Annotated in this window: 21 protein-coding genes and 1 pseudogene; 16 read left to right on the top strand and 6 right to left on the bottom strand. The window is 60.7% G+C overall.

Annotated features, from left to right (window positions below; genetic code table 11):
- The first annotated feature begins 2 nt into the window (after window positions 1-2).
- Both ACXYMO_RS04000 and ACXYMO_RS04005 read left to right on the top strand, forming a co-directional pair.
- Complete coding sequence (locus ACXYMO_RS04000; RefSeq protein ID WP_458877362.1) at window positions 3-1,169, top strand: dihydrolipoamide acetyltransferase family protein; 1,167 nt, start codon at window positions 3-5, stop codon at window positions 1,167-1,169.
- Entirely contained in the window at window positions 1,166-1,411 is a 246-nt protein-coding gene (locus ACXYMO_RS04005) for an acyl carrier protein (protein WP_458877363.1), read from the top strand. The genes ACXYMO_RS04000 and ACXYMO_RS04005 overlap by 4 nt, the downstream gene beginning before the upstream one ends.
- 51 nt (window positions 1,412-1,462) lie before the next feature.
- On the opposite strand, the gene ACXYMO_RS04010 is transcribed toward ACXYMO_RS04005, so the two are convergent.
- Entirely contained in the window at window positions 1,463-1,903 is a 441-nt protein-coding gene (locus tag ACXYMO_RS04010; RefSeq protein ID WP_458877364.1) for a hypothetical protein, read from the bottom strand.
- A 397-nt stretch (window positions 1,904-2,300) separates the two neighbouring features.
- Between ACXYMO_RS04010 and ACXYMO_RS04015 the strand changes: the two genes are divergently transcribed.
- Window positions 2,301-3,053, top strand: coding sequence for a Crp/Fnr family transcriptional regulator (locus tag ACXYMO_RS04015; RefSeq protein ID WP_458877366.1), 753 nt, complete (start codon window positions 2,301-2,303; stop codon window positions 3,051-3,053).
- Window positions 3,054-3,083: 30 nt separating this feature from the next.
- Here the strand turns inward: ACXYMO_RS04015 and ACXYMO_RS04020 are convergent, their stop codons facing one another.
- Window positions 3,084-3,620: a CBS domain-containing protein gene (locus tag ACXYMO_RS04020; protein ID WP_458877367.1), complete on the bottom strand. Its 537-nt coding sequence runs from the start codon at window positions 3,618-3,620 to the stop codon at window positions 3,084-3,086.
- 280 nt (window positions 3,621-3,900) lie between these two features.
- Here ACXYMO_RS04020 and atpD point away from each other — a divergent pair, with 280 nt between their 5' ends.
- The 9 genes from atpD to ACXYMO_RS04065 are packed head-to-tail and all read left to right on the top strand — an operon-like array spanning window position 3,901 to window position 10,511.
- Window positions 3,901-5,310 carry a F0F1 ATP synthase subunit beta gene (atpD, locus tag ACXYMO_RS04025; RefSeq protein WP_458877368.1) on the top strand — a complete coding sequence of 470 codons (1,410 nt, stop codon included), beginning with the start codon at window positions 3,901-3,903 and terminating at the stop codon, window positions 5,308-5,310.
- Window positions 5,300-5,692: a hypothetical protein gene (locus ACXYMO_RS04030; RefSeq protein WP_458877369.1), complete on the top strand. Its 393-nt coding sequence runs from the start codon at window positions 5,300-5,302 to the stop codon at window positions 5,690-5,692. The genes atpD and ACXYMO_RS04030 overlap by 11 nt, the downstream gene beginning before the upstream one ends.
- Window positions 5,689-5,991, top strand: coding sequence for an AtpZ/AtpI family protein (locus ACXYMO_RS04035; protein WP_458877370.1), 303 nt, complete (start codon window positions 5,689-5,691; stop codon window positions 5,989-5,991). Before ACXYMO_RS04030 ends, ACXYMO_RS04035 begins: the two co-directional genes overlap by 4 nt.
- 27 nt (window positions 5,992-6,018) lie before the next feature.
- Complete coding sequence (locus ACXYMO_RS04040) at window positions 6,019-6,309, top strand: N-ATPase subunit AtpR (protein WP_458877371.1); 291 nt, start codon at window positions 6,019-6,021, stop codon at window positions 6,307-6,309.
- 3 nt (window positions 6,310-6,312) lie between these two features.
- Window positions 6,313-7,029 carry a F0F1 ATP synthase subunit A gene (locus tag ACXYMO_RS04045; protein ID WP_458877372.1) on the top strand — a complete coding sequence of 239 codons (717 nt, stop codon included), beginning with the start codon at window positions 6,313-6,315 and terminating at the stop codon, window positions 7,027-7,029.
- Between the two features lie 2 nt (window positions 7,030-7,031).
- Window positions 7,032-7,310 (top strand): F0F1 ATP synthase subunit C, encoded by a 279-nt coding sequence (locus ACXYMO_RS04050; RefSeq protein ID WP_458877373.1) that lies wholly within the window; start codon window positions 7,032-7,034, stop codon window positions 7,308-7,310.
- Between the two features lie 4 nt (window positions 7,311-7,314).
- A complete protein-coding gene (locus ACXYMO_RS04055; RefSeq protein WP_458877374.1) occupies window positions 7,315-8,091 on the top strand; it encodes a F0F1 ATP synthase subunit B family protein in 777 nt (258 codons plus the stop codon).
- Window positions 8,088-9,623 carry a F0F1 ATP synthase subunit alpha gene (locus ACXYMO_RS04060; protein WP_458877375.1) on the top strand — a complete coding sequence of 512 codons (1,536 nt, stop codon included), beginning with the start codon at window positions 8,088-8,090 and terminating at the stop codon, window positions 9,621-9,623. Before ACXYMO_RS04055 ends, ACXYMO_RS04060 begins: the two co-directional genes overlap by 4 nt.
- 3 nt (window positions 9,624-9,626) lie before the next feature.
- Window positions 9,627-10,511 (top strand): F0F1 ATP synthase subunit gamma, encoded by an 885-nt coding sequence (locus ACXYMO_RS04065; RefSeq protein WP_458877376.1) that lies wholly within the window; start codon window positions 9,627-9,629, stop codon window positions 10,509-10,511.
- A 21-nt stretch (window positions 10,512-10,532) separates the two neighbouring features.
- Here the strand turns inward: ACXYMO_RS04065 and ACXYMO_RS04070 are convergent, their stop codons facing one another.
- Window positions 10,533-12,032, bottom strand: coding sequence for a preATP grasp domain-containing protein (locus ACXYMO_RS04070; protein ID WP_458877377.1), 1,500 nt, complete (start codon window positions 12,030-12,032; stop codon window positions 10,533-10,535).
- 127 nt (window positions 12,033-12,159) lie between these two features.
- On the opposite strand from ACXYMO_RS04070, the gene ACXYMO_RS04075 reads away from it, so the two are divergent.
- Complete coding sequence (locus ACXYMO_RS04075; RefSeq protein ID WP_458877378.1) at window positions 12,160-12,996, top strand: class II glutamine amidotransferase; 837 nt, start codon at window positions 12,160-12,162, stop codon at window positions 12,994-12,996.
- A gap of 15 nt (window positions 12,997-13,011) precedes the next feature.
- Here the strand turns inward: ACXYMO_RS04075 and ACXYMO_RS04080 are convergent.
- The 3 genes and pseudogenes from ACXYMO_RS04080 to ACXYMO_RS04090 form a co-directional block, all read right to left on the bottom strand.
- Window positions 13,012-14,212, bottom strand: a pseudogene (locus ACXYMO_RS04080) (bifunctional sugar phosphate isomerase/epimerase/4-hydroxyphenylpyruvate dioxygenase family protein).
- Between the two features lie 72 nt (window positions 14,213-14,284).
- Window positions 14,285-14,443 carry a hypothetical protein gene (locus ACXYMO_RS04085; RefSeq protein WP_458877379.1) on the bottom strand — a complete coding sequence of 53 codons (159 nt, stop codon included), beginning with the start codon at window positions 14,441-14,443 and terminating at the stop codon, window positions 14,285-14,287.
- 72 nt (window positions 14,444-14,515) lie between these two features.
- Window positions 14,516-14,830, bottom strand: a complete 315-nt coding sequence (locus ACXYMO_RS04090) for a hypothetical protein (protein ID WP_458877380.1) — start codon at window positions 14,828-14,830, stop codon at window positions 14,516-14,518.
- A gap of 424 nt (window positions 14,831-15,254) precedes the next feature.
- Between ACXYMO_RS04090 and ACXYMO_RS04095 the strand changes: the two genes are divergently transcribed.
- The 3 genes from ACXYMO_RS04095 (at window position 15,255) to ACXYMO_RS04105 (ending at window position 16,612) form a co-directional block, all read left to right on the top strand.
- Entirely contained in the window at window positions 15,255-15,767 is a 513-nt protein-coding gene (locus ACXYMO_RS04095; protein ID WP_458877381.1) for a hypothetical protein, read from the top strand.
- Window positions 15,768-15,941: 174 nt separating this feature from the next.
- On the top strand, window positions 15,942-16,124 hold the full coding sequence (hemP, locus tag ACXYMO_RS04100) for a hemin uptake protein HemP (RefSeq protein ID WP_458877382.1): 183 nt from the start codon (window positions 15,942-15,944) through the stop codon (window positions 16,122-16,124).
- Window positions 16,121-16,612: a hypothetical protein gene (locus tag ACXYMO_RS04105; RefSeq protein WP_458877383.1), complete on the top strand. Its 492-nt coding sequence runs from the start codon at window positions 16,121-16,123 to the stop codon at window positions 16,610-16,612. The genes hemP and ACXYMO_RS04105 overlap by 4 nt, the downstream gene beginning before the upstream one ends.
- The last annotated feature ends 1 nt before the right edge of the window (window position 16,613 follow it).

Genomic DNA, 16,613 nt, shown 5'->3' on the forward strand with positions numbered 1-16,613 from the left:
GGATGGGAACCTTCACCATGCCCTCGCTCGGCTCAGACATGGAAGCGGGGCAGTTGACCGAATGGCTGGTTGCGCCGGGCGACCGGGTGTCACGCGGCGACGTGGTTGCGGTCGTAGAAACCCAGAAAGGCGCCATCGAGGTTGAGATTTTCGAAGATGGCACTGTCGAAACCCTGATCGCCCGGCCCGGAGAAACGCTCGCCGTAGGCGCCCCGATGGCCGAAATCAGCGTCGAGGGGGCGGCAAAGACGGCCCAGCCCCCCGAACCCGTCGCGCCAGCGCCAGCGCCCGCAACGGCACCACGGGCGCCGGAACCCGCCCCCGCGCCGCCAAGGGCCGAAGGGGCACCGCCCCCCTCTTCACCCGCTGCGCGCCATCTTGCGCAAGAAACAGGGATTGATCTGGAAACCCTCAGCGGCAGCGGCCCCGGCGGGGCGATCCTGCGGGCCGATGTTGAAAAGGCCACCGCTGGCGAGGCACCGCGCGCGGCGACGCGTGGGTTTGACCTCACCGCGATGCGCGCTGCTGTCGGCGCCGCGATGAGCCGGTCGAAACGGGAAATCCCGCATTACTATCTGGCGCATGACATCGATTTGCAGCGGGCGGCGGATTGGCTGAGCGACACAAACGCCGAGCGCGAACCGGCCAGGCGCATTCTGATGCCTGCGCTGTTCCTCAAGGCCACGGCGCTGGCCGCCGGGCGGGTTTCGGGGTTCAGCGGGCATTTCACGGATGACGAATTTCACCCTGCCCCCGAGGTGCACGCGGGTCTCGCCGTGGCACTGCGCGGGGGTGGCCTGGTTGCGCCCGCCCTGCGGGACACGGCGCAGTTGTCGCTTGATGATCTGATGGACAGGATGCGCGATCTGGTGGCGCGGGCGCGGGCCGGCCGGTTGCGCAGTTCCGAGGTGACGCAGGCCACCCTGACGGTGTCGAGCCTGGGCGATGGCGGTGTGGATGCCATGACCGGGGTGATCTTTCCACCCCAGGTCGCGCTGATCGCCTTTGGCGCGCCGCGCCCCTGTGCGCGCCCGACCGCGGACCGGATCGAAATTCGCGAAACGGTGACGGTGACGCTGGCCGCCGATCACCGCGTGAGTGATGGCCGGCGCGGCGCGCGATACCTCAAGGACATCGAGACCCTGCTGCAAAGCCCGGAGGAATTATGAAACCCGACGAGATCCGAAAAATCTTTCTTCAGGAACTGACGTTCATTGCGCCGGATATCGACCCGGAGACCGTCAGAGGCTCAGATCATCTTCAGGATGATCTTGAGCTTGATTCCATGGACATTCTCAACCTCGTGGCGGCCATCGACAAGCGGCTTGGCGTGTCGGTGCCCGAAATCGATTACCCGCAGATCGAAACCCCCGACAAGGCGGTGGAGTATCTTGCAGGCAAGCTTGGATAGATCGGGGCCGGACGACTGAATGTCACCGGCCCCTGACCGGGTTTCGCTGCGTTAAACGGGAACAGCGCCCTTGCTTTTGGTCATGCTCTTGGCGCGTTTGGTGGCCTTTTCGATCCCTTCTTCGCTGGCCTGCATCTCTGCCCGGGTCAGGTGCCCCGCACAACGCGACCACATATCGAACCATTCACGGAAATCCTCCGCGACCCGCTCCATCGAATGGGTCTGCCATTCTGCCAGGGCTTTCGTGGTCTTTGCCGGGTCTGCCACGCCGGACATGGCAATGCCCTTGGCGATATCCATTGCCGTACGGGTCGCGTCATGGCGTCTTTCAAACCAGTGCTGGGCAAAGGCTTCGGTCTCTTTCAGGATATCATCCTGCGCTTCCCAGAAATGCTCAACCTGGGGGCCAACCATCGGATTGAACCCAATAATTTCCTGCGTCTGTTTGAACATTTCTGTCATTGCGGACTGTGCGGACTGCGATCTTGTCATCTGATTGCTCCTATTGTGGGGGAGGTTGGACTCACAACTCATGTCACCAGCTTTTATTCTCACAGCATTCCACTTAATGCTCATTAACTTTCGTAAAAGCGCGAGGGAAATATGTGGCGGCAATCCGCCTAACCGTTCCACGCAAATTGTTAGGAACAACGACCTGAAGTGCCCGCAATCCTTTGATGGGAAACAATTCTATTGTTAATCAAACAGGGGTGCGGCGAGATGGAATTTTTCTTATCTTGGATTTGATGTTAATCAATACGTTGACACCCGGCGCGTCGCACAATTTCTTTGGAAGCGTACCATTCGCACCGGCCCTTTTTGCTGACCTGTTATATTTACCTGTTTTCAGACAAATCGACGCCCCGTCAAATTCAAGGATACTGCAGCCATGAACACGCTCTCCTGGAAAGGCAATTCGGTCCATGGTGGTATCCGTTCGGTTCCTCCAGCCGTTGGCGCGCGCTTAAAACAGGATCTGCGCAGTGCGTTTGGTGACCGCCTACAGCATTTCGAATCCGGCCGGCAAATCCTGCTGGAGGGCGAAAAGAGCGGTCTCGTATTCTATGTGACAGAAGGCTGGCTGGCCCTGTCCAAATCGCTTCAAAACGGACAGACGCAGATCATCGATTTCGCGATCCCCGGCGATATCGTCGATCCGGCTTCGGCCGATGGGACAACATCGGCCATCACGGTCGAGGCACTGACCGCAGGGGCAGCCCTTGTGATGCCATCAGAAAAATGGGAGCGCTCGGTTCAGGGAAATTCGGACCTGCACAAGACCCTGCACAAGTCTGACGCCGCAAGAGAGGCGCGCCGGGCCGAACGCATGTTGCGGCTGGGCAAGGGCACGGCCGAGATGCGCGTGGCCTATGCGCTCATTGAATTTTGCATTCGTCTGGGTAGCGGGCGTGACACGGACCAACCGACATTTCACATCCCGATCGTGCAGCAGCAACTGGGCGATTTTGTCGGGTTGTCATCGGTTCATGTGTGCCGGACCATGCGGCGCATGACGCGCAATAACATTCTGGAAATCACCGACCACATGGATATCAAGATTCTCGATCCCCAAGGTCTGGCGGAAATCGCAGGTGTCGATCTGGAGAGTCTGCGGGCAGAAATCCTGCCGAAGGTGGTCTAGGTCCCCAGCGCGGGACCTTTGCCCGATCCATCACCGCCTTTCGACGATTTCACCCAGCGTTTCGCCTGCAAGGTGTTCCGAGTAGTTTTCGGCGATGTGATCCAGGCACAGCGTGCCCACCAGTGCGCCCTCGGTATTGCAGACAGGCAGATTTCGGATCTGGTGATCGCTCATGATCACGGCCGCGTCTTCGACAGGTTGCATATCCAGGCATTTGATGATGCCGCGGCTCATGAAATCGCCAACCGGATAATCTTTTGACAGGGTTCCGGCGGCGACAAAACGGGTCACGATGTCATGGACGGTCAGCACACCAACCATGCCCTCTGTATCCATCACGGTCAAAAACCCTGTATTCCGGTCACGCATCCGCACCGCAGCACTTACAATGCTCTCGCGAACCGAGACCGTCACCGCAGGTTTTCTCATTATGTCACGTATCATTATTTCGCGTCCTCTCTTCGTGACCGCCGCAATCGGGCGCAGCGTCAGCGCGTCCACCCAAGGCAGGCCGGTCAGGACCGGGGGCACTTTCCGTTTGCGGTGTGAAAGACGTCTGTAGATCATCTGAGCCCTGCAACAGCGGTCACGAGGAGTTTTCGTATCGTCTTGCAAGTGTAATCCTCATCCCGATGGTGCCGGACCGCTTTAACCCGCAGCAATCCCCGTGCAGTTTTCACGCGCAAATTTCGGTATGAATGCGTGGAAAGAGCATACTGTCGCGCGTTGCAGGGCGGCAGAAAACGGGTTTGATCCTGATCATTGAGACATCGCCATCGCAAATATAGCGTTACACTAAGGGTGTGAACCACACTGGGCACCACATGGACAGATCGAGAGGCCATCGTTGACGGAGTATCCGAACATCGGTCACATTTCCGCGCTGACGGGCGGTATCGCCGATATTCGGTTCACGACGGATTTGCCGGCAATCGGGACGCGGCTGGTGACCCTGACCGATCCGGAAATGACGATCGAGGTGGTCAGCCTGACAGGAGAGCACATTGCTCGGGGCCTTGTGCTGAACCCGGGAGCGGGGCTGTGTTGCGGCGCTGCTGTGCGTGATACGGGCAAGCCGCTGACAATGCCCGTCGGGGACGCGTTGCTGGGCCGGATGCTGAACGTGTTTGGCGAGACGATAGATGGCAAGCCCCCGCTTCCTGACATGAAACGCCGTTCGATCCACGGTACCCCGGTTCCCCTATCCGACCGGCGCGTCGAGGGCGAAATGTTCGAAACCGGGATCAAGGCCATCGATCTTCTCTGCCCGCTGGAACGGGGCGGTAAGGCGGGCCTGTTTGGCGGTGCCGGCGTCGGCAAGACCGTTTTGATCACCGAGATGATTCACAACATGGTGGCGGAATACGACGGTGTCAGCCTGTTCTGCGGGATTGGGGAACGCTGCCGCGAGGCCGAGGAAATCTATCGCGAGATGGAAGCGGCGAATGTTCTGGACCGCACGATCATGGTGTTCGGCCAGATGAACGAAAGCCCCGGTGTGCGGTTCCGTGTCGGTCACGCCGCCCTAACCGTCGCCGAATATTTCCGCGACGACAAACGCCAGAACGTCTTGCTTTTGATCGACAATATCTTTCGCTTTGTTCAGGCCGGGTCCGAGGTCTCGGGCCTCTTGGGACGTATCCCCAGCCGCGTCGGGTATCAGCCCACCCTGGGCACCGAACTGGCCGAACTTGAGGAGCGCATCTGTTCGACCAGCCGTGGCACCATGACCTCGATCCAGGCCGTTTACGTGCCCGCCGATGATTTCACGGACCCGGCAGCAACTCACACGTTTAAGCATCTATCCGCGTCCATCGTCCTGTCGCGCAAGAAAGCGTCCGAAGGGATTTATCCGGCCATTGACCCGCTGAAATCCTTTTCCAAGATACTGACCCCGGGATCGGTAAAAGATGACCACTATCGCATCGCCTGGCAGGTCCGACACACGCTGGCCGAGTATGATGAACTCAAGGACATCATTTCCATGCTCGGGCTCGAAGAACTGTCGGTTGCGGATCGCGCAACCGTCCGCCGGGCGCGGCAGTTGGAGCGGTTCCTGACTCAACCTTTCTTTTCGACCGCCCCCATGACGGGCAAGGAAGGACGGTTCGTTCCCCTGAAGGAAACTCTGGACGGGTGCGAAAAAATCCTCTCGGATGTCTATGCGGATCACGAGGAAAGCGACTTTTACATGATTGGATCCATCGCCGACCTGTCACGGCAGGCGCAACCGGAGGCAACGGGCGATGCGGCTTAGGATCGTGACTCCACGGGATATCCTTCTGGACACGCAGGTGAACTGGATCAGGGCCGAGGCCCCCAACGGGGCGTTCGGGATGTATCCGCATCACATCGATTTCGTGTCCCAGCTTGTTCCCGGCCTTATCGTCTATGGGGTGAACGAGGGCCTGACCAGATATGCCGGCACCGGCTCCGCGACACTGGTCAAACACGATCAGGATGTGCTGGTCTCAACGCATAACGCGGTGCTGGGCGACGATCCGGGCACGGTTCAGGAACTGGCCACCGAAACATTCCACCAGATCGCAAACGTGGAGCGTCAGGAACGCTCGGCACTGGCCCGTCTTGAAGCCGAGATGATCAGACGGTTTCACGAACTGGAAGAGCACATGTTATGACCCGGGATGAGGAAACGCCCCTTGCCGAAGACGAAGCCGCACAAATCGTGCGCAAGGCGGAACGGATGAAGGAATTGAAGAAAAAACCCCAGAGAAACGCCCTCTACGGGCTGGGCATGTTCGGACTGGTGGGGTGGGCCGTTGCAGTGCCAACCGTCCTGGGGGCGGTGATCGGTCTCTATATCGATGCGCGCAGCACGTCCGGGATTTCGTGGACCTTGTCTTTGCTGCTGGCCGGAGCCGCCCTTGGGTGTCTGAACGCCTGGTACTGGGTTCAGCGGGAAGGGCATGATGACTGAGGAACAAACCCGACAGGAGACAGCGACATGACGATGACTGAGGCACTCGCCCTGGCTGCCGCTTTTGCCGGGGGTGTCGGCCTGGGCGCGCTCTACTGGGTCTTGCTCTGGGCCGGTGTGCGGGGGTTCATCACCGGGCAAAGCTGGCGGACCTTCGCCGCGATGACCCTGTTGCGTTTGGCGCTGCTGGGCGCGGTAGCGGCCCTCGTTCTGATGTCGGGTATGGGCGCCCCCCGGTTTGCAGCCATGGCTGTTGGCTTTCTCGTCGCGCGGATGACCGCGACGCGCGTGGCCCGGCCGGACCAGCGGAGCGGCTGAGCGATGGATATCAACCCGGACAACTGGATCGTACTGACATGGCAGGGCTGGCAGCTCAACGCGACAATCGCCTTTACCTGGGTCGTGATGGCCGTACTGGTGATCGTGTCCTGGGCCATCACATCCCGCCTGTCGGACAACGAAACCGTATCGCGCTGGCAGGTGATGCTTGAAGTTATCGTCACCGGCATCCGCGATCAGATCTCGGAGGTGGGAACCGAAGAACCGGATCGCTACCTGCCCTTCATCGGCACGCTGTTCCTGTTCATCGCCACCGCCAATATCATGGGGCTGATCCCCGGTTTCCGGCCGCCAACCGGGTCGCTGTCGACCACCGCCGCGCTGGCCATTTGCGTGCTGATCGCTGTGCCGCTGTTTTCCATCGCTCGCCAAGGCGTGCGCCGCTATCTGGGCACCTATCTGCGGCCCAGCCCGCTCATGCTGCCGTTCAATATCATCGCCGAGATTTCCCGCACCATCGCCCTGGCCGTGCGCCTTTATGGCAATGTCATGAGCGGGACGGTCATCGCCGGGATCCTGCTGAGTGTCGCGCCGTTCTTCTTTCCGATCATGTTGCAGCTTCTGGGCCTGCTGACCGGACTTATTCAGGCCTATATCTTTGCCGTTCTCGCGATGGTCTACATCGCCTCGGCGTCGCGTGCACAGGTGCGCGACACCGCCCCCCCGCCCCCCGAAAACCCCAACCAGAAAGGAGATTGAACATGGATGCGCAAACATGGATTGCCGTTGTGTCGATCGTGACCGCCGGGCTGACCATCTCGATCGGATCGATCGGACCGGCCTTTGCCGAAGGGCGCGCTGCCTCGCAGGCGCTTTTGGCGCTGGCACAACAACCGGATGCCGCCAATACGATCACCCGCACGCTGTTTGTGAGCCTCGCCATGATCGAATCGACCGCCATCTACTGTTTCGTGGTGGCGATGATCCTGATTTTCGCAAATCCCTTTGCCGGGCTTGCGGCGGACGTCGCAGGAGGCTGACGCGGTGCAACTGGATTGGCTTACAATCGCGGCGCAGATCGTCAATTTCCTGATCTTGATCTGGCTGTTACAGCGTTTTCTTTATGCGCCTATCACCGATGCGATGGCGCGCCGCGAAGAGCGAATCCAAAACCGGATGGCCGCGGCCCTGAAAGGGCGCGAAGAGGCCGAGCAGGAAGCCGAAACGCTCCGCCAGGCCCGGCAGGCACTGGCCGAATCCCAAGACGCCGAAATCCGTCTGGCGCGCAAGGAGGCCGATGCGCTGCGCGCCAAACTCCAGGCCGAAATCCGGGAAGAGATCGGCCAGCGACGGCTGACCTGGCTGGCCCAGCTGAAGGAGGACCGCGCGGATGTCATGCACGACATCAGGGACCGGCTCTATCAGCAGGTGTTCGATGTGGTGCGCCGCGTTCTTGCGGATTTCGCCGATACCAGCATCACCCATCAGCTCGCGAACGTGTTTATCGACCGGTTGGCCGCTCTGGACAAAGACGAACGCGACCGCCTGTCCGGCGAGGCGGCCGACCTCAAGGACCATGCCGTGGTCGAAAGCGGTCTGGACCTGCCGCCCGAAAGCCGGTCCCGGGTGACCCGCGCCATCCACAAACATGTGGCCGATGGGCTTGATGTCGATTATGGCATCGATACCTCCCTTCTTTTGGGTATCCGGCTGACGCTTGGGGATCTGACCATCGAATGGTCCGCCGCGCGCCATCTGAAACACCTTGAAACCGCAGTGAGCGAAGCAATCGAAGCCGAACTGGCCGAGGCCCGGCGGTGACGGCCTTTGACGACATATCGCGCAGCGTTCTGTTTGATCGTTTCGACCGGATCCTCGATGACGCGCAACCGGCGCTGGAGATCGAAGAGATTGCGCAAGTGGTCGACGTGACCAATGGGGTTGCCCGCATTCGCGGGTTTGGCAGGCTCTGCGCCGACGAACTGGTCGTCTTTGCCAATGGCGGGCTCGGTCTTGCCTCCAGCATCGGCGAGAAACAGACCGGCGTCATCGTTCTGGGCAGCACCGACGGGATATTCCCGGGCGACCGCGTCCGGCGCACCGGGCGCGTTGCCGAGGTTCCCGTCGGCGACGGGTTGCTGGGGCGGGTTGTCGATGCCTTGGGGAGACCGCAGGACCGCCAGGGCGCGCTCTACCCCGAGGACCATCTTCCGGTGGAACGTCCTGCCCCGCCGATCATGCACCGTGCCCCCGTCGAGATACCTTTGCAGACCGGGATCAAGGCGATCGATGCCGCCATCCCGGTCGGGCGCGGTCAGCGGGAACTGATCCTGGGGGACCGGCAGACCGGCAAGACCGCCATCGCGCTGAACGCCATCCTCAATCAGCGCGACACCGGGGTCGTTTCCATCTATTGCGCCATCGGTCAACGCGCCTCGGCTGTTGCCCGTGTGATCAAGACGCTGCGCGAGCATGGAGCGCTTGAGCGTACGATTGTCGTTGTCGCCAGTGGTCAGGAGGCGCCGGGCCTGCAATTCATCGCCCCCTATGCGGCGACGACCATGGCCGAACACTTCATGCACCAGGGGCGCGACGCGTTGATCGTCTATGACGATCTGACCAGCCATGCGCGCGCCTATCGGGAACTGTCGCTTTTGCTGCGCCGCCCCCCGGGGCGCGAAGCCTATCCCGGCGATATCTTTCATATCCATGCCCGCCTTCTGGAACGCGCGACCCGGCTTCGGGGCGAACAAGGCGGCGGATCCCTTACGGCCTTTCCCATTATCGAAACGCAGGCCCAGAACATCTCGGACTATATCCCGACCAACCTCATTTCGATCACCGACGGGCAGATTTATGTTTCGCCGAAACTGTTCGACAACGGGCAGTTGCCGGCCATCGATATCGGTCAGTCGGTGTCGCGCGTGGGCGGCAAGACGCAATTGCCAGCCTATCGCGCCGTGGCGGGCGATCTGCGGCTTTTCTATGCGCAGTTCGAAGAGCTTGAGACCTTTGCCCGGTTCGGCGCCCAGATCGACAGCGCAACGCGCAGCAAACTGGTCCGCGGCCGCCGTGTCCGCGAGGCGCTGAAACAGAAGGAATTCGATCATCTGGATGCGCCCGACCAGATCGCATTCCTACTGGCGGCCACGACCGGTGTGCTGGACGATGTGCCGGTGAATCAGATGGCCGAGGCCGAAATAACCGCCCTCAAAGCGGTGCGCGCTGCCTGTGGGGCGATCCGGCAAAGCCTTGCCAACGGCAATCCGCTGCTTGAAACGGACCGGGCTGACCTGATCGCCACGATGACCGCCGCGCTTGAGGATCTGCGAACGGAAAACGGGGTGCGTTAGCGGATGGAAAGCCTGGAATCCATTTCCGCCAAACGCGCAACAACAGACGAGGTCCGCGCCATCGTCCGCACGATGAAGGCGCTTTCGGCGGCCAGCATTCACAGCTACGAACGCGCCCGCGAGGCGGTGAGCGAATACGAAAACACCATCGCGCTGGGCTTGCAGATCCTGTTGCGGGGCAGCACCCGGCCCCAGTTTCCACGCCCGGCCGCCAAGGGGCGGCCAGCGCTGATCGTGATCGGCTCGGACCGGGGTCTGTGCGGGCGGTTCAACGACAGGATCACCGGACAGGCCATAGAAACGCTTGCGCAGATGGCCGCCAATGGGGACAACCCTTTTCTGGCCGTCTCCGGCCTTCGCGCCGCCACCCGGCTTGAGGCCGCCGGGCATGTGATCGACCACTTCTTCGACCTTCCCGGATCGGTGACGGGCCTGTCGGAAACGGTCAGGACGATGACGCAGGCCAGCGAAGCGTGGTTTACCCAAGGCACGGTCAGCTCGGTTTCTATTGCATTCAACCGCCGGGGCCCCGAGGGGATGGCCCTTCCAAGGGTGCGCACGCTGTTTCCGGTGTCTGACGCCTATCTTGACGATCTCGCCCGCAGGCCATGGATATCGCGCAGCCTGCCGATGTATCGCATGGACCGGGACGCGCTGTTTTCCTGGCTGATCGAACAGCATCTGTTCGTGGTTCTCTACCGCGCGCTTGCGGATTCTCTGGCCAGCGAACATGCCTCCCGGCTGGCCGCCATGAAAAGCGCCGAAAAGAATATTGAAGAGCGCCGCGATGCGCTGACCTCGCAATATCGCCATACCCGGCAGGAAACGATCACCCGCGAACTGCTTGACGTGATCGCGGGGTACGAAACGACCCATGGTGAGGGATGACTGACCTGATCCGCCGGGCGATCAGCCCAAAAGACGCGTCATGATCGCGCGGGATCGGTCCATCGCGTCCTCTCGCGACGCTCCGAATGTGAGGTGATGACAACCCGTTCCCGTCGACAGACTGTAGGGGGTCAGAAACACGGTCCCCGTGCTCAGATCCGATGACGGACGGACATCGGCGAACTCTCCCAATACCTCGTCGAACCTGCGGGGTGCGAAAGCCAGATCGTTGCGCTGCACGATGACATGCGGCGGTCGGGTGCGCCCACCGGACAAAAGGTTGATCAGGGTCATCGGAACCGACACCCCGCCCCAGCGCCCGTTGCATTCGATCCAGTGCAGCCGCGCCCGATCCAGGCTTTCGCCATAGGCGATGGCATCAAAACTGCACCGTCCGTAATACCCAAGCGCCTGAAACAGCAGGGCCAACCGCACCCCGTCCAAGATCAACTCGGCGCGCAAATGGTCTGGCAAATCGGCCTCGACCGCGCCGGCAAAGGCATGCTGGTCGCCTTCCAGAACCTGTTCGTATACCCCCTCGATTACCGGTGTTTGGCCTGCCGGCGGAATCCACGTCTGAACCGAAGGGCTTGTCAGGGCATTGAAATCCCAGACCTCGATCGCGACTGGGAACGGGGGTGGCCATCCCAGAACGGAAAGTTCCTGACGCAGAAACGCGTGGATGTCGCGCGCCGTCATGGACCGTAAGTCGGCACTTTCCAGAACCACGTTGCCCGCCGATCCCGCGCTGTCGGGGACCTTCACGACGATACGGTCCCATTTGCGCGACATGTCCCTGACATGCCCGGTCAGGGCCGAGGTCGACTGTGCCGTGCGTTTGGGCGGCACGGCCTCTTTGCCCAGCAGACGGGCGGCAACCGCGCCAAACCACAGCTTGTTGTTCACCCTGCGGGACAGAACCGGCGGCGGGCCCGCCACATGGACAGAATGACCGCTTTCGGCGCTCAGACGTGCGGCAAGCGCCCAGATGGTCCCGGTCGTGTAATGCGCAGCCAGCGTGGCACCGTTAGTGGCGCGCACAAAGGCCAGCAGTTCTGCGTAAACATCGCTGTCCCGCAGGCACAGCTGTGCCACCGGATTGCGCTGCCCATCCCGCTCGGTTCGGACTTGGTGATAGCGGATGTGCGGCGCGCCCAGTGTCAGTTTCTGATAGGCCTCGAATTCGGGAACCTGGGACCCGCCAACCAGCACCAGATCACCATCGCGGGCCAGCCACCCCAGGCGATAATCCAGTTGGCCTCGACCGACAGTCATCAAAAGGGGGATTTCGGCGGTATCCCCGATCAGGATCGATGCGGCATTGCCATGCCCGATGTGGACCCGATCGCCAAAACCGGAAACGTCCCCGATGCGCGGATCGGACCGGGCAATTTCATCCGCCAGTCGGAGGATCCGGCTGTGCATTTCAGGCGCAACCGCGACCGGGCCGATGGCCGGTCCGGCCCAACAGGCCGGCATCCCCTGCGCTAGTGGTGGGGAACGGTTGTCCGTGGCACACATGAATTACGCCCCTTTCGATCCGGCGTCAGCCATAGCACGCCAGGCGGCACACAGGATTGACGGAAGTCAAAGAACTCCGCGTTGGGGGCCGATATGTACGGGACACCCGGAATAAAGGAGCTGACCCGTGTGCCGCCTTTACGCCATGCGCGCCAACGAGCCCACCCGCGTTGAGTGCAGCCTTGTCAAATCGCAAAACGCCCTGATGCAACAAAGTCAGGGTGACGCCGAAAACCTTGTTCACGGTCATGGATGGGGCGTTGCCGATTACAAGAACGGCGCACCGATGGTCGAGAAACAGACCTGGGCCGCGTTTCACGGCGAACATTTCGCCAAGGCGGCGGCGCGGGTCTATGCCCATACGGTGGTTGCCCATGTGCGCCGCGCAACCGTCGGGGGCACATCACCGGAAAACACCCACCCCTTTCACCACGGACGCTGGATATTCGCCCATAACGGCACAGTGCCAAATTTTGCCGAGGTGCGGGACAGGATGATGCCGCATATCGACCCGCTTTTGCAAAATGACATCAAGGGGACGACCGACAGCGAGCATATTTTCTATTTCCTGCTGACGATACATATGGCCAATCCGACAATGCCCATGCGCGAGGTGGCGGGCATCGGGTTGGACCATATCGTCAACTGGTCGAACGAGGTCGACCCGTCGGCAAAGATCGGTCTGAACATCATCATGACCGACGGCAAGGACCTTGTCGGATCACGGATGGGTCGGACGCTGTGGCAACTGGTGCGCGAAACCGTGGATGTGTGTCCGATCTGCGGCAAGAAGCATGTACACCATGAACACGATCAGGAGTATCGCGCGGTCGAGATCGCGTCGGAACCGATCACGGACGAGAACTGGCAGGAGTTGCCGGATGGTGTCGTGTTTTCAGTAGACGAGGATTATTACCTGCTGACCGAACCGCTTGCGAAATATCAGTCGCGCACTCAGCTGTGACAATCGGATCGCCGCTCAGGTCTGGGGCATGCCCTTAACCCGCATATGATTTTTTTTGCGCGGCAATGCGGAAGTGCGCGTTGGCCCCGCCATAGCCCTGATACCCGTCACGGCGGTGCAGGATTTCGAAAAAGAACCCGTCGGGTGCTGGTTTCGAATAGATCTGACAAAACGCACCGTTTTCATCTTCGTCATACAATATGTTGCTGGCCTGCATCCGCGCCAGAAGGTCACCCCCCAGCGTGAACCGCGCGGCCAGATCCGCGCAATAGTTTCTGGGCGTGCCGAGCGGTTCAAACCCGCGTTCTGACAGGTTGTCTGCCGTGGCAAAGATGTCATCACAGGCCAGCGCGATATGCTGCACCGCCGCCCCAAACGTATCGGCTAAAAAACCGCCCGCCAGTGTGCGGTGCGTTTCGGCCCCGTTCAGCGTGATGCGCAATGCCCCGTCACGCGATGACAGCGCCTGTGAGCGCACCAGCCCATCGGGGTCGATCACATCGACCATGGGTGATTTTTTCATGTCGAAGATCGATGTGTAGAACAGCGACCAGCTGAGCATTTCGTCAAATGTGGTCGTCTGGGCGATGTGATCCACATGGCTCGCCCCTGCCCCTGTGGCCTGTTCGCCGGTCGGGCGGAATTCAGTGGTCCAGACCTCCGACAGGGTGTCGTCGAGAAAATACATCAGGCTGCCGCCCAGCCCGCGTATGGCCGGAATGTCCAGTTCGCCCGGCCCGATGGGCTGATGAAAGGGTTCAGCCCCCAGTGCGACTGCGCGCTCTACCGTATCAGACACCGAAGCCACCTGAAGCCCGATGTCGCAACTGCAGGTCGCGTTCGGCGGCACGCTCGCGCAGTTCATGAAAATCCGCCGCCGCGCGGTCGATCCCGCCGAGGGCTTTGGGGTGCGCGCTGGAACTGAACAGGACCAGCTCCGCGCCCAGTTCCTGCATCAGGTCGAACTTGCGTTCGGCCCGGTCGAACGGCTTGGCGCGCAGCGGTTCGGGCAGACCTTCAAAATCGCGAAACGGCTGGAACAGGGTAATTTCCAACCCGTGATCGCGGATCAGGTTGCCCGCATCTCGGGGGCTGCCGTCATCGGCGATGAAATCTGTTCGAAAATCTCGATCCCATCGAAACCGGCGGCGGCGATCGCCTCAAGTTTTTCCCGCAGGTTGCCCGAGATCGCGACTGTGGCGATCGAGGTTTTCATACCTATTCTCCGTCATGACTGCAGGTCGCGGCGCAGGCGTGTTTCTTCCAGCGGCAGATCGGCAAACAGTTTCTAGGCGTGGACACCCTGATAAAAGAACAGCTCCCACCCGGAGACGATGGTCAGCGCTTCGGCTTTGGCGCAGTCCCGGTCCACAAGACGCAGATCACTGACGCCCAGTGCGACCAGTCCAAAGGCCACAGCACGCCCGACCCCGCAGGTGCCGATCATCAGAACCGCACCGGGCGGCGACTGCCCGCGAACACGGCGATAGGCGGCGATGAACCCGCTGTAATCGGTGTTTTAACCGCGCGGGCCGTCCGGCTGGAACACAACCGTATTTACCGCCCCGATCGCACGTACCAGCGGATCGTCGATCCGAACCTTTTGGGCGGCGACCTCCTTATAGGGAAAAGTGAAATTCGTCCCGCGATACCCCTTTGCGGCGAGCGAGGCAAAGAGCGCATCAAAGGCCTGCCCCTGTTCTTTCGGGATCAGCCGGTCATATTGCACGACGCGGCCGTTCTGCGCCCCGGCCAGAACATGCAGGCGGGGCGCTTGCGACACGGCGATATTATCACCAATCAGGCCTGCAAGGATGTCCGGGGCTTGTGTCATTTCGCGGGAAGGCCCCCGGCCCGCTCTGCAGCGGGCACCGATATTTCGCCGAAAACCCAACGCTGCATTGGGGACCTTCCGGAATGTCTGAATGGACGCCCTGGCCCCAAAACCGTGTCAGATCAACGTTGCCTGACACCGAAAGTGAGGTCGAATGGCGAAAGGCCTAACGACCTGACTTCATCGCGGCGCCAATCGAAAGGTGTACCTCCCGGCGCATGTCCAATGCCGGTAAAAACAATCACATTGACCAGTTGACGGACACGGACCTGAACCTTGCGGCTATCGGGCTGAAACACAACAACCTTTACGAATCATCATGGTCCGGTGCACCCTTCAAGGCATTAATTGTGTATTATGTCCTATTGATGCGGTTATACCGCGTGCAACTTTTTAATGTTCCTTTTCAGAATTCGAGCCCGTCATGCAATTCATTGACCAGTCGTCAGCATACAACCGAAAATCCATTTCGCTTCAGCAGGCCATTGCCACCGAACGCGCGACGCTGAATGCGGATCCGGATGCCGATAAGTTGGTCATCTGCTTTCGCCCCGAACTGAAAATCGCCATCGCCTTTGATCACGACATCGATGAGCGGGTCAATTTCAACGACCTGCCAACGCCGGACAAGCTGGACCTGCTGATCGACGATCTGCTTCCAAAATTCTTTCATCCCGATCTATTGCGCCTGTCCGGGCGTGAGGAATGGTATGTGCGTTTCCTGGTCGATGGATCGGTCGAACGGACGCTGCATCTGGATGATCGAGGCCTACACGATGTGTCCGGTACCGATGTCACCCCTGCGATCGAACTGGAAACCGACGTGGTAACCCTCCTGGCGATCCTGCGGGCCGTGATCGCTGATTTCCACCTGCGCAGACCGCCGTATCCCAGCCTGCCCGGCAGCGACGATGACGAAGAGGTCAGCGGGAGCTGACCGCCCCACGGGATTCACCGGAAAGAAAACACCTATTTGTCCTTCAGCCAGTTAGCGAAGAAACGATTTTCTGCTCCCCGTTGACAAACCCGACTAAAATAATCAACATTAAGCCAGTCCAGCCACCCCGGTCTGCATCCGGGCAAGCCCGATCCCATTATCAGGAGCACCCCCATGCAGACGTCCCACGTCTCCCCGCCTGCCGTTTCCGCGCGTGATCTGTCACGGGTTTCGGCACCGCCTGTGCACCAGGCCGATCAGCTGACCAACGGCGGCACCTTGGCTCATATTCAGCTGGCCGATCAACTTTATACCCTGCGCATCACCCGCGCGGGCAAGCTGATTCTGACCAAATGACCGCGCCGCAGACACACCGGGGCGGCGCGCCGGTCGGGTATATTTCCGATCTTGACGCGGTCGAGGCCAGCGTCGTTCTTTACCTGCGCCTCTGGCACGATGGCGCCGCCGGGCAATCCCGGATGTGGAACGATTTCGCCCGTCTGCTTGGACCGAAGACCGGACGCCGCGCGCTCAGATCTTTTGAACAATTATGCGGCCTGTGCGCACGGCACGGGCGGCGTCCGTTCCTGCGTCACGATGTGGTGTGTAAATGTCTGGGTGCGGATGAGGCCTGTCTGGCGCAATTCATCTCGGCTGCGGCTCAGGGCGATCGAAAGGACGCGATGTTGATTGCGACCTTGCTGGTTCGGGCCGATGTGGCGTCAAGCCTTGTCGCCCTGGCCGAGGCAGTCGGGCTGGCCTTGCAGAGAATGACGCTCGAGGCCCTGCCCCATGAGCACACTGTCGGCCCCCGGTTTTCGCCAGTCGGTCCGACGCTGCACTAAG

Source organism: Arenibacterium sp. CAU 1754 (genome assembly GCF_054482635.1).

Coding starts and splice junctions, on each gene's coding strand:
- ACXYMO_RS04000 (WP_458877362.1), top strand. CDS start 3: ATGGGAACCTTCACCATGCCCTCGCTCGGCTCAGACATGGAAGCGGGG.
- ACXYMO_RS04005 (WP_458877363.1), top strand. CDS start 1,166: ATGAAACCCGACGAGATCCGAAAAATCTTTCTTCAGGAACTGACGTTC.
- ACXYMO_RS04010 (WP_458877364.1), bottom strand. CDS start 1,903: ATGACAAGATCGCAGTCCGCACAGTCCGCAATGACAGAAATGTTCAAA.
- ACXYMO_RS04015 (WP_458877366.1), top strand. CDS start 2,301: ATGAACACGCTCTCCTGGAAAGGCAATTCGGTCCATGGTGGTATCCGT.
- ACXYMO_RS04020 (WP_458877367.1), bottom strand. CDS start 3,620: ATGATCTACAGACGTCTTTCACACCGCAAACGGAAAGTGCCCCCGGTC.
- ACXYMO_RS04030 (WP_458877369.1), top strand. CDS start 5,300: ATGCGGCTTAGGATCGTGACTCCACGGGATATCCTTCTGGACACGCAG.
- ACXYMO_RS04035 (WP_458877370.1), top strand. CDS start 5,689: ATGACCCGGGATGAGGAAACGCCCCTTGCCGAAGACGAAGCCGCACAA.
- ACXYMO_RS04040 (WP_458877371.1), top strand. CDS start 6,019: ATGACGATGACTGAGGCACTCGCCCTGGCTGCCGCTTTTGCCGGGGGT.
- ACXYMO_RS04045 (WP_458877372.1), top strand. CDS start 6,313: ATGGATATCAACCCGGACAACTGGATCGTACTGACATGGCAGGGCTGG.
- ACXYMO_RS04050 (WP_458877373.1), top strand. CDS start 7,032: ATGGATGCGCAAACATGGATTGCCGTTGTGTCGATCGTGACCGCCGGG.
- ACXYMO_RS04065 (WP_458877376.1), top strand. CDS start 9,627: ATGGAAAGCCTGGAATCCATTTCCGCCAAACGCGCAACAACAGACGAG.
- ACXYMO_RS04070 (WP_458877377.1), bottom strand. CDS start 12,032: ATGTGTGCCACGGACAACCGTTCCCCACCACTAGCGCAGGGGATGCCG.
- ACXYMO_RS04085 (WP_458877379.1), bottom strand. CDS start 14,443: ATGATCGGCACCTGCGGGGTCGGGCGTGCTGTGGCCTTTGGACTGGTC.
- ACXYMO_RS04090 (WP_458877380.1), bottom strand. CDS start 14,830: ATGACACAAGCCCCGGACATCCTTGCAGGCCTGATTGGTGATAATATC.
- ACXYMO_RS04095 (WP_458877381.1), top strand. CDS start 15,255: ATGCAATTCATTGACCAGTCGTCAGCATACAACCGAAAATCCATTTCG.
- hemP (WP_458877382.1), top strand. CDS start 15,942: ATGCAGACGTCCCACGTCTCCCCGCCTGCCGTTTCCGCGCGTGATCTG.
- ACXYMO_RS04105 (WP_458877383.1), top strand. CDS start 16,121: ATGACCGCGCCGCAGACACACCGGGGCGGCGCGCCGGTCGGGTATATT.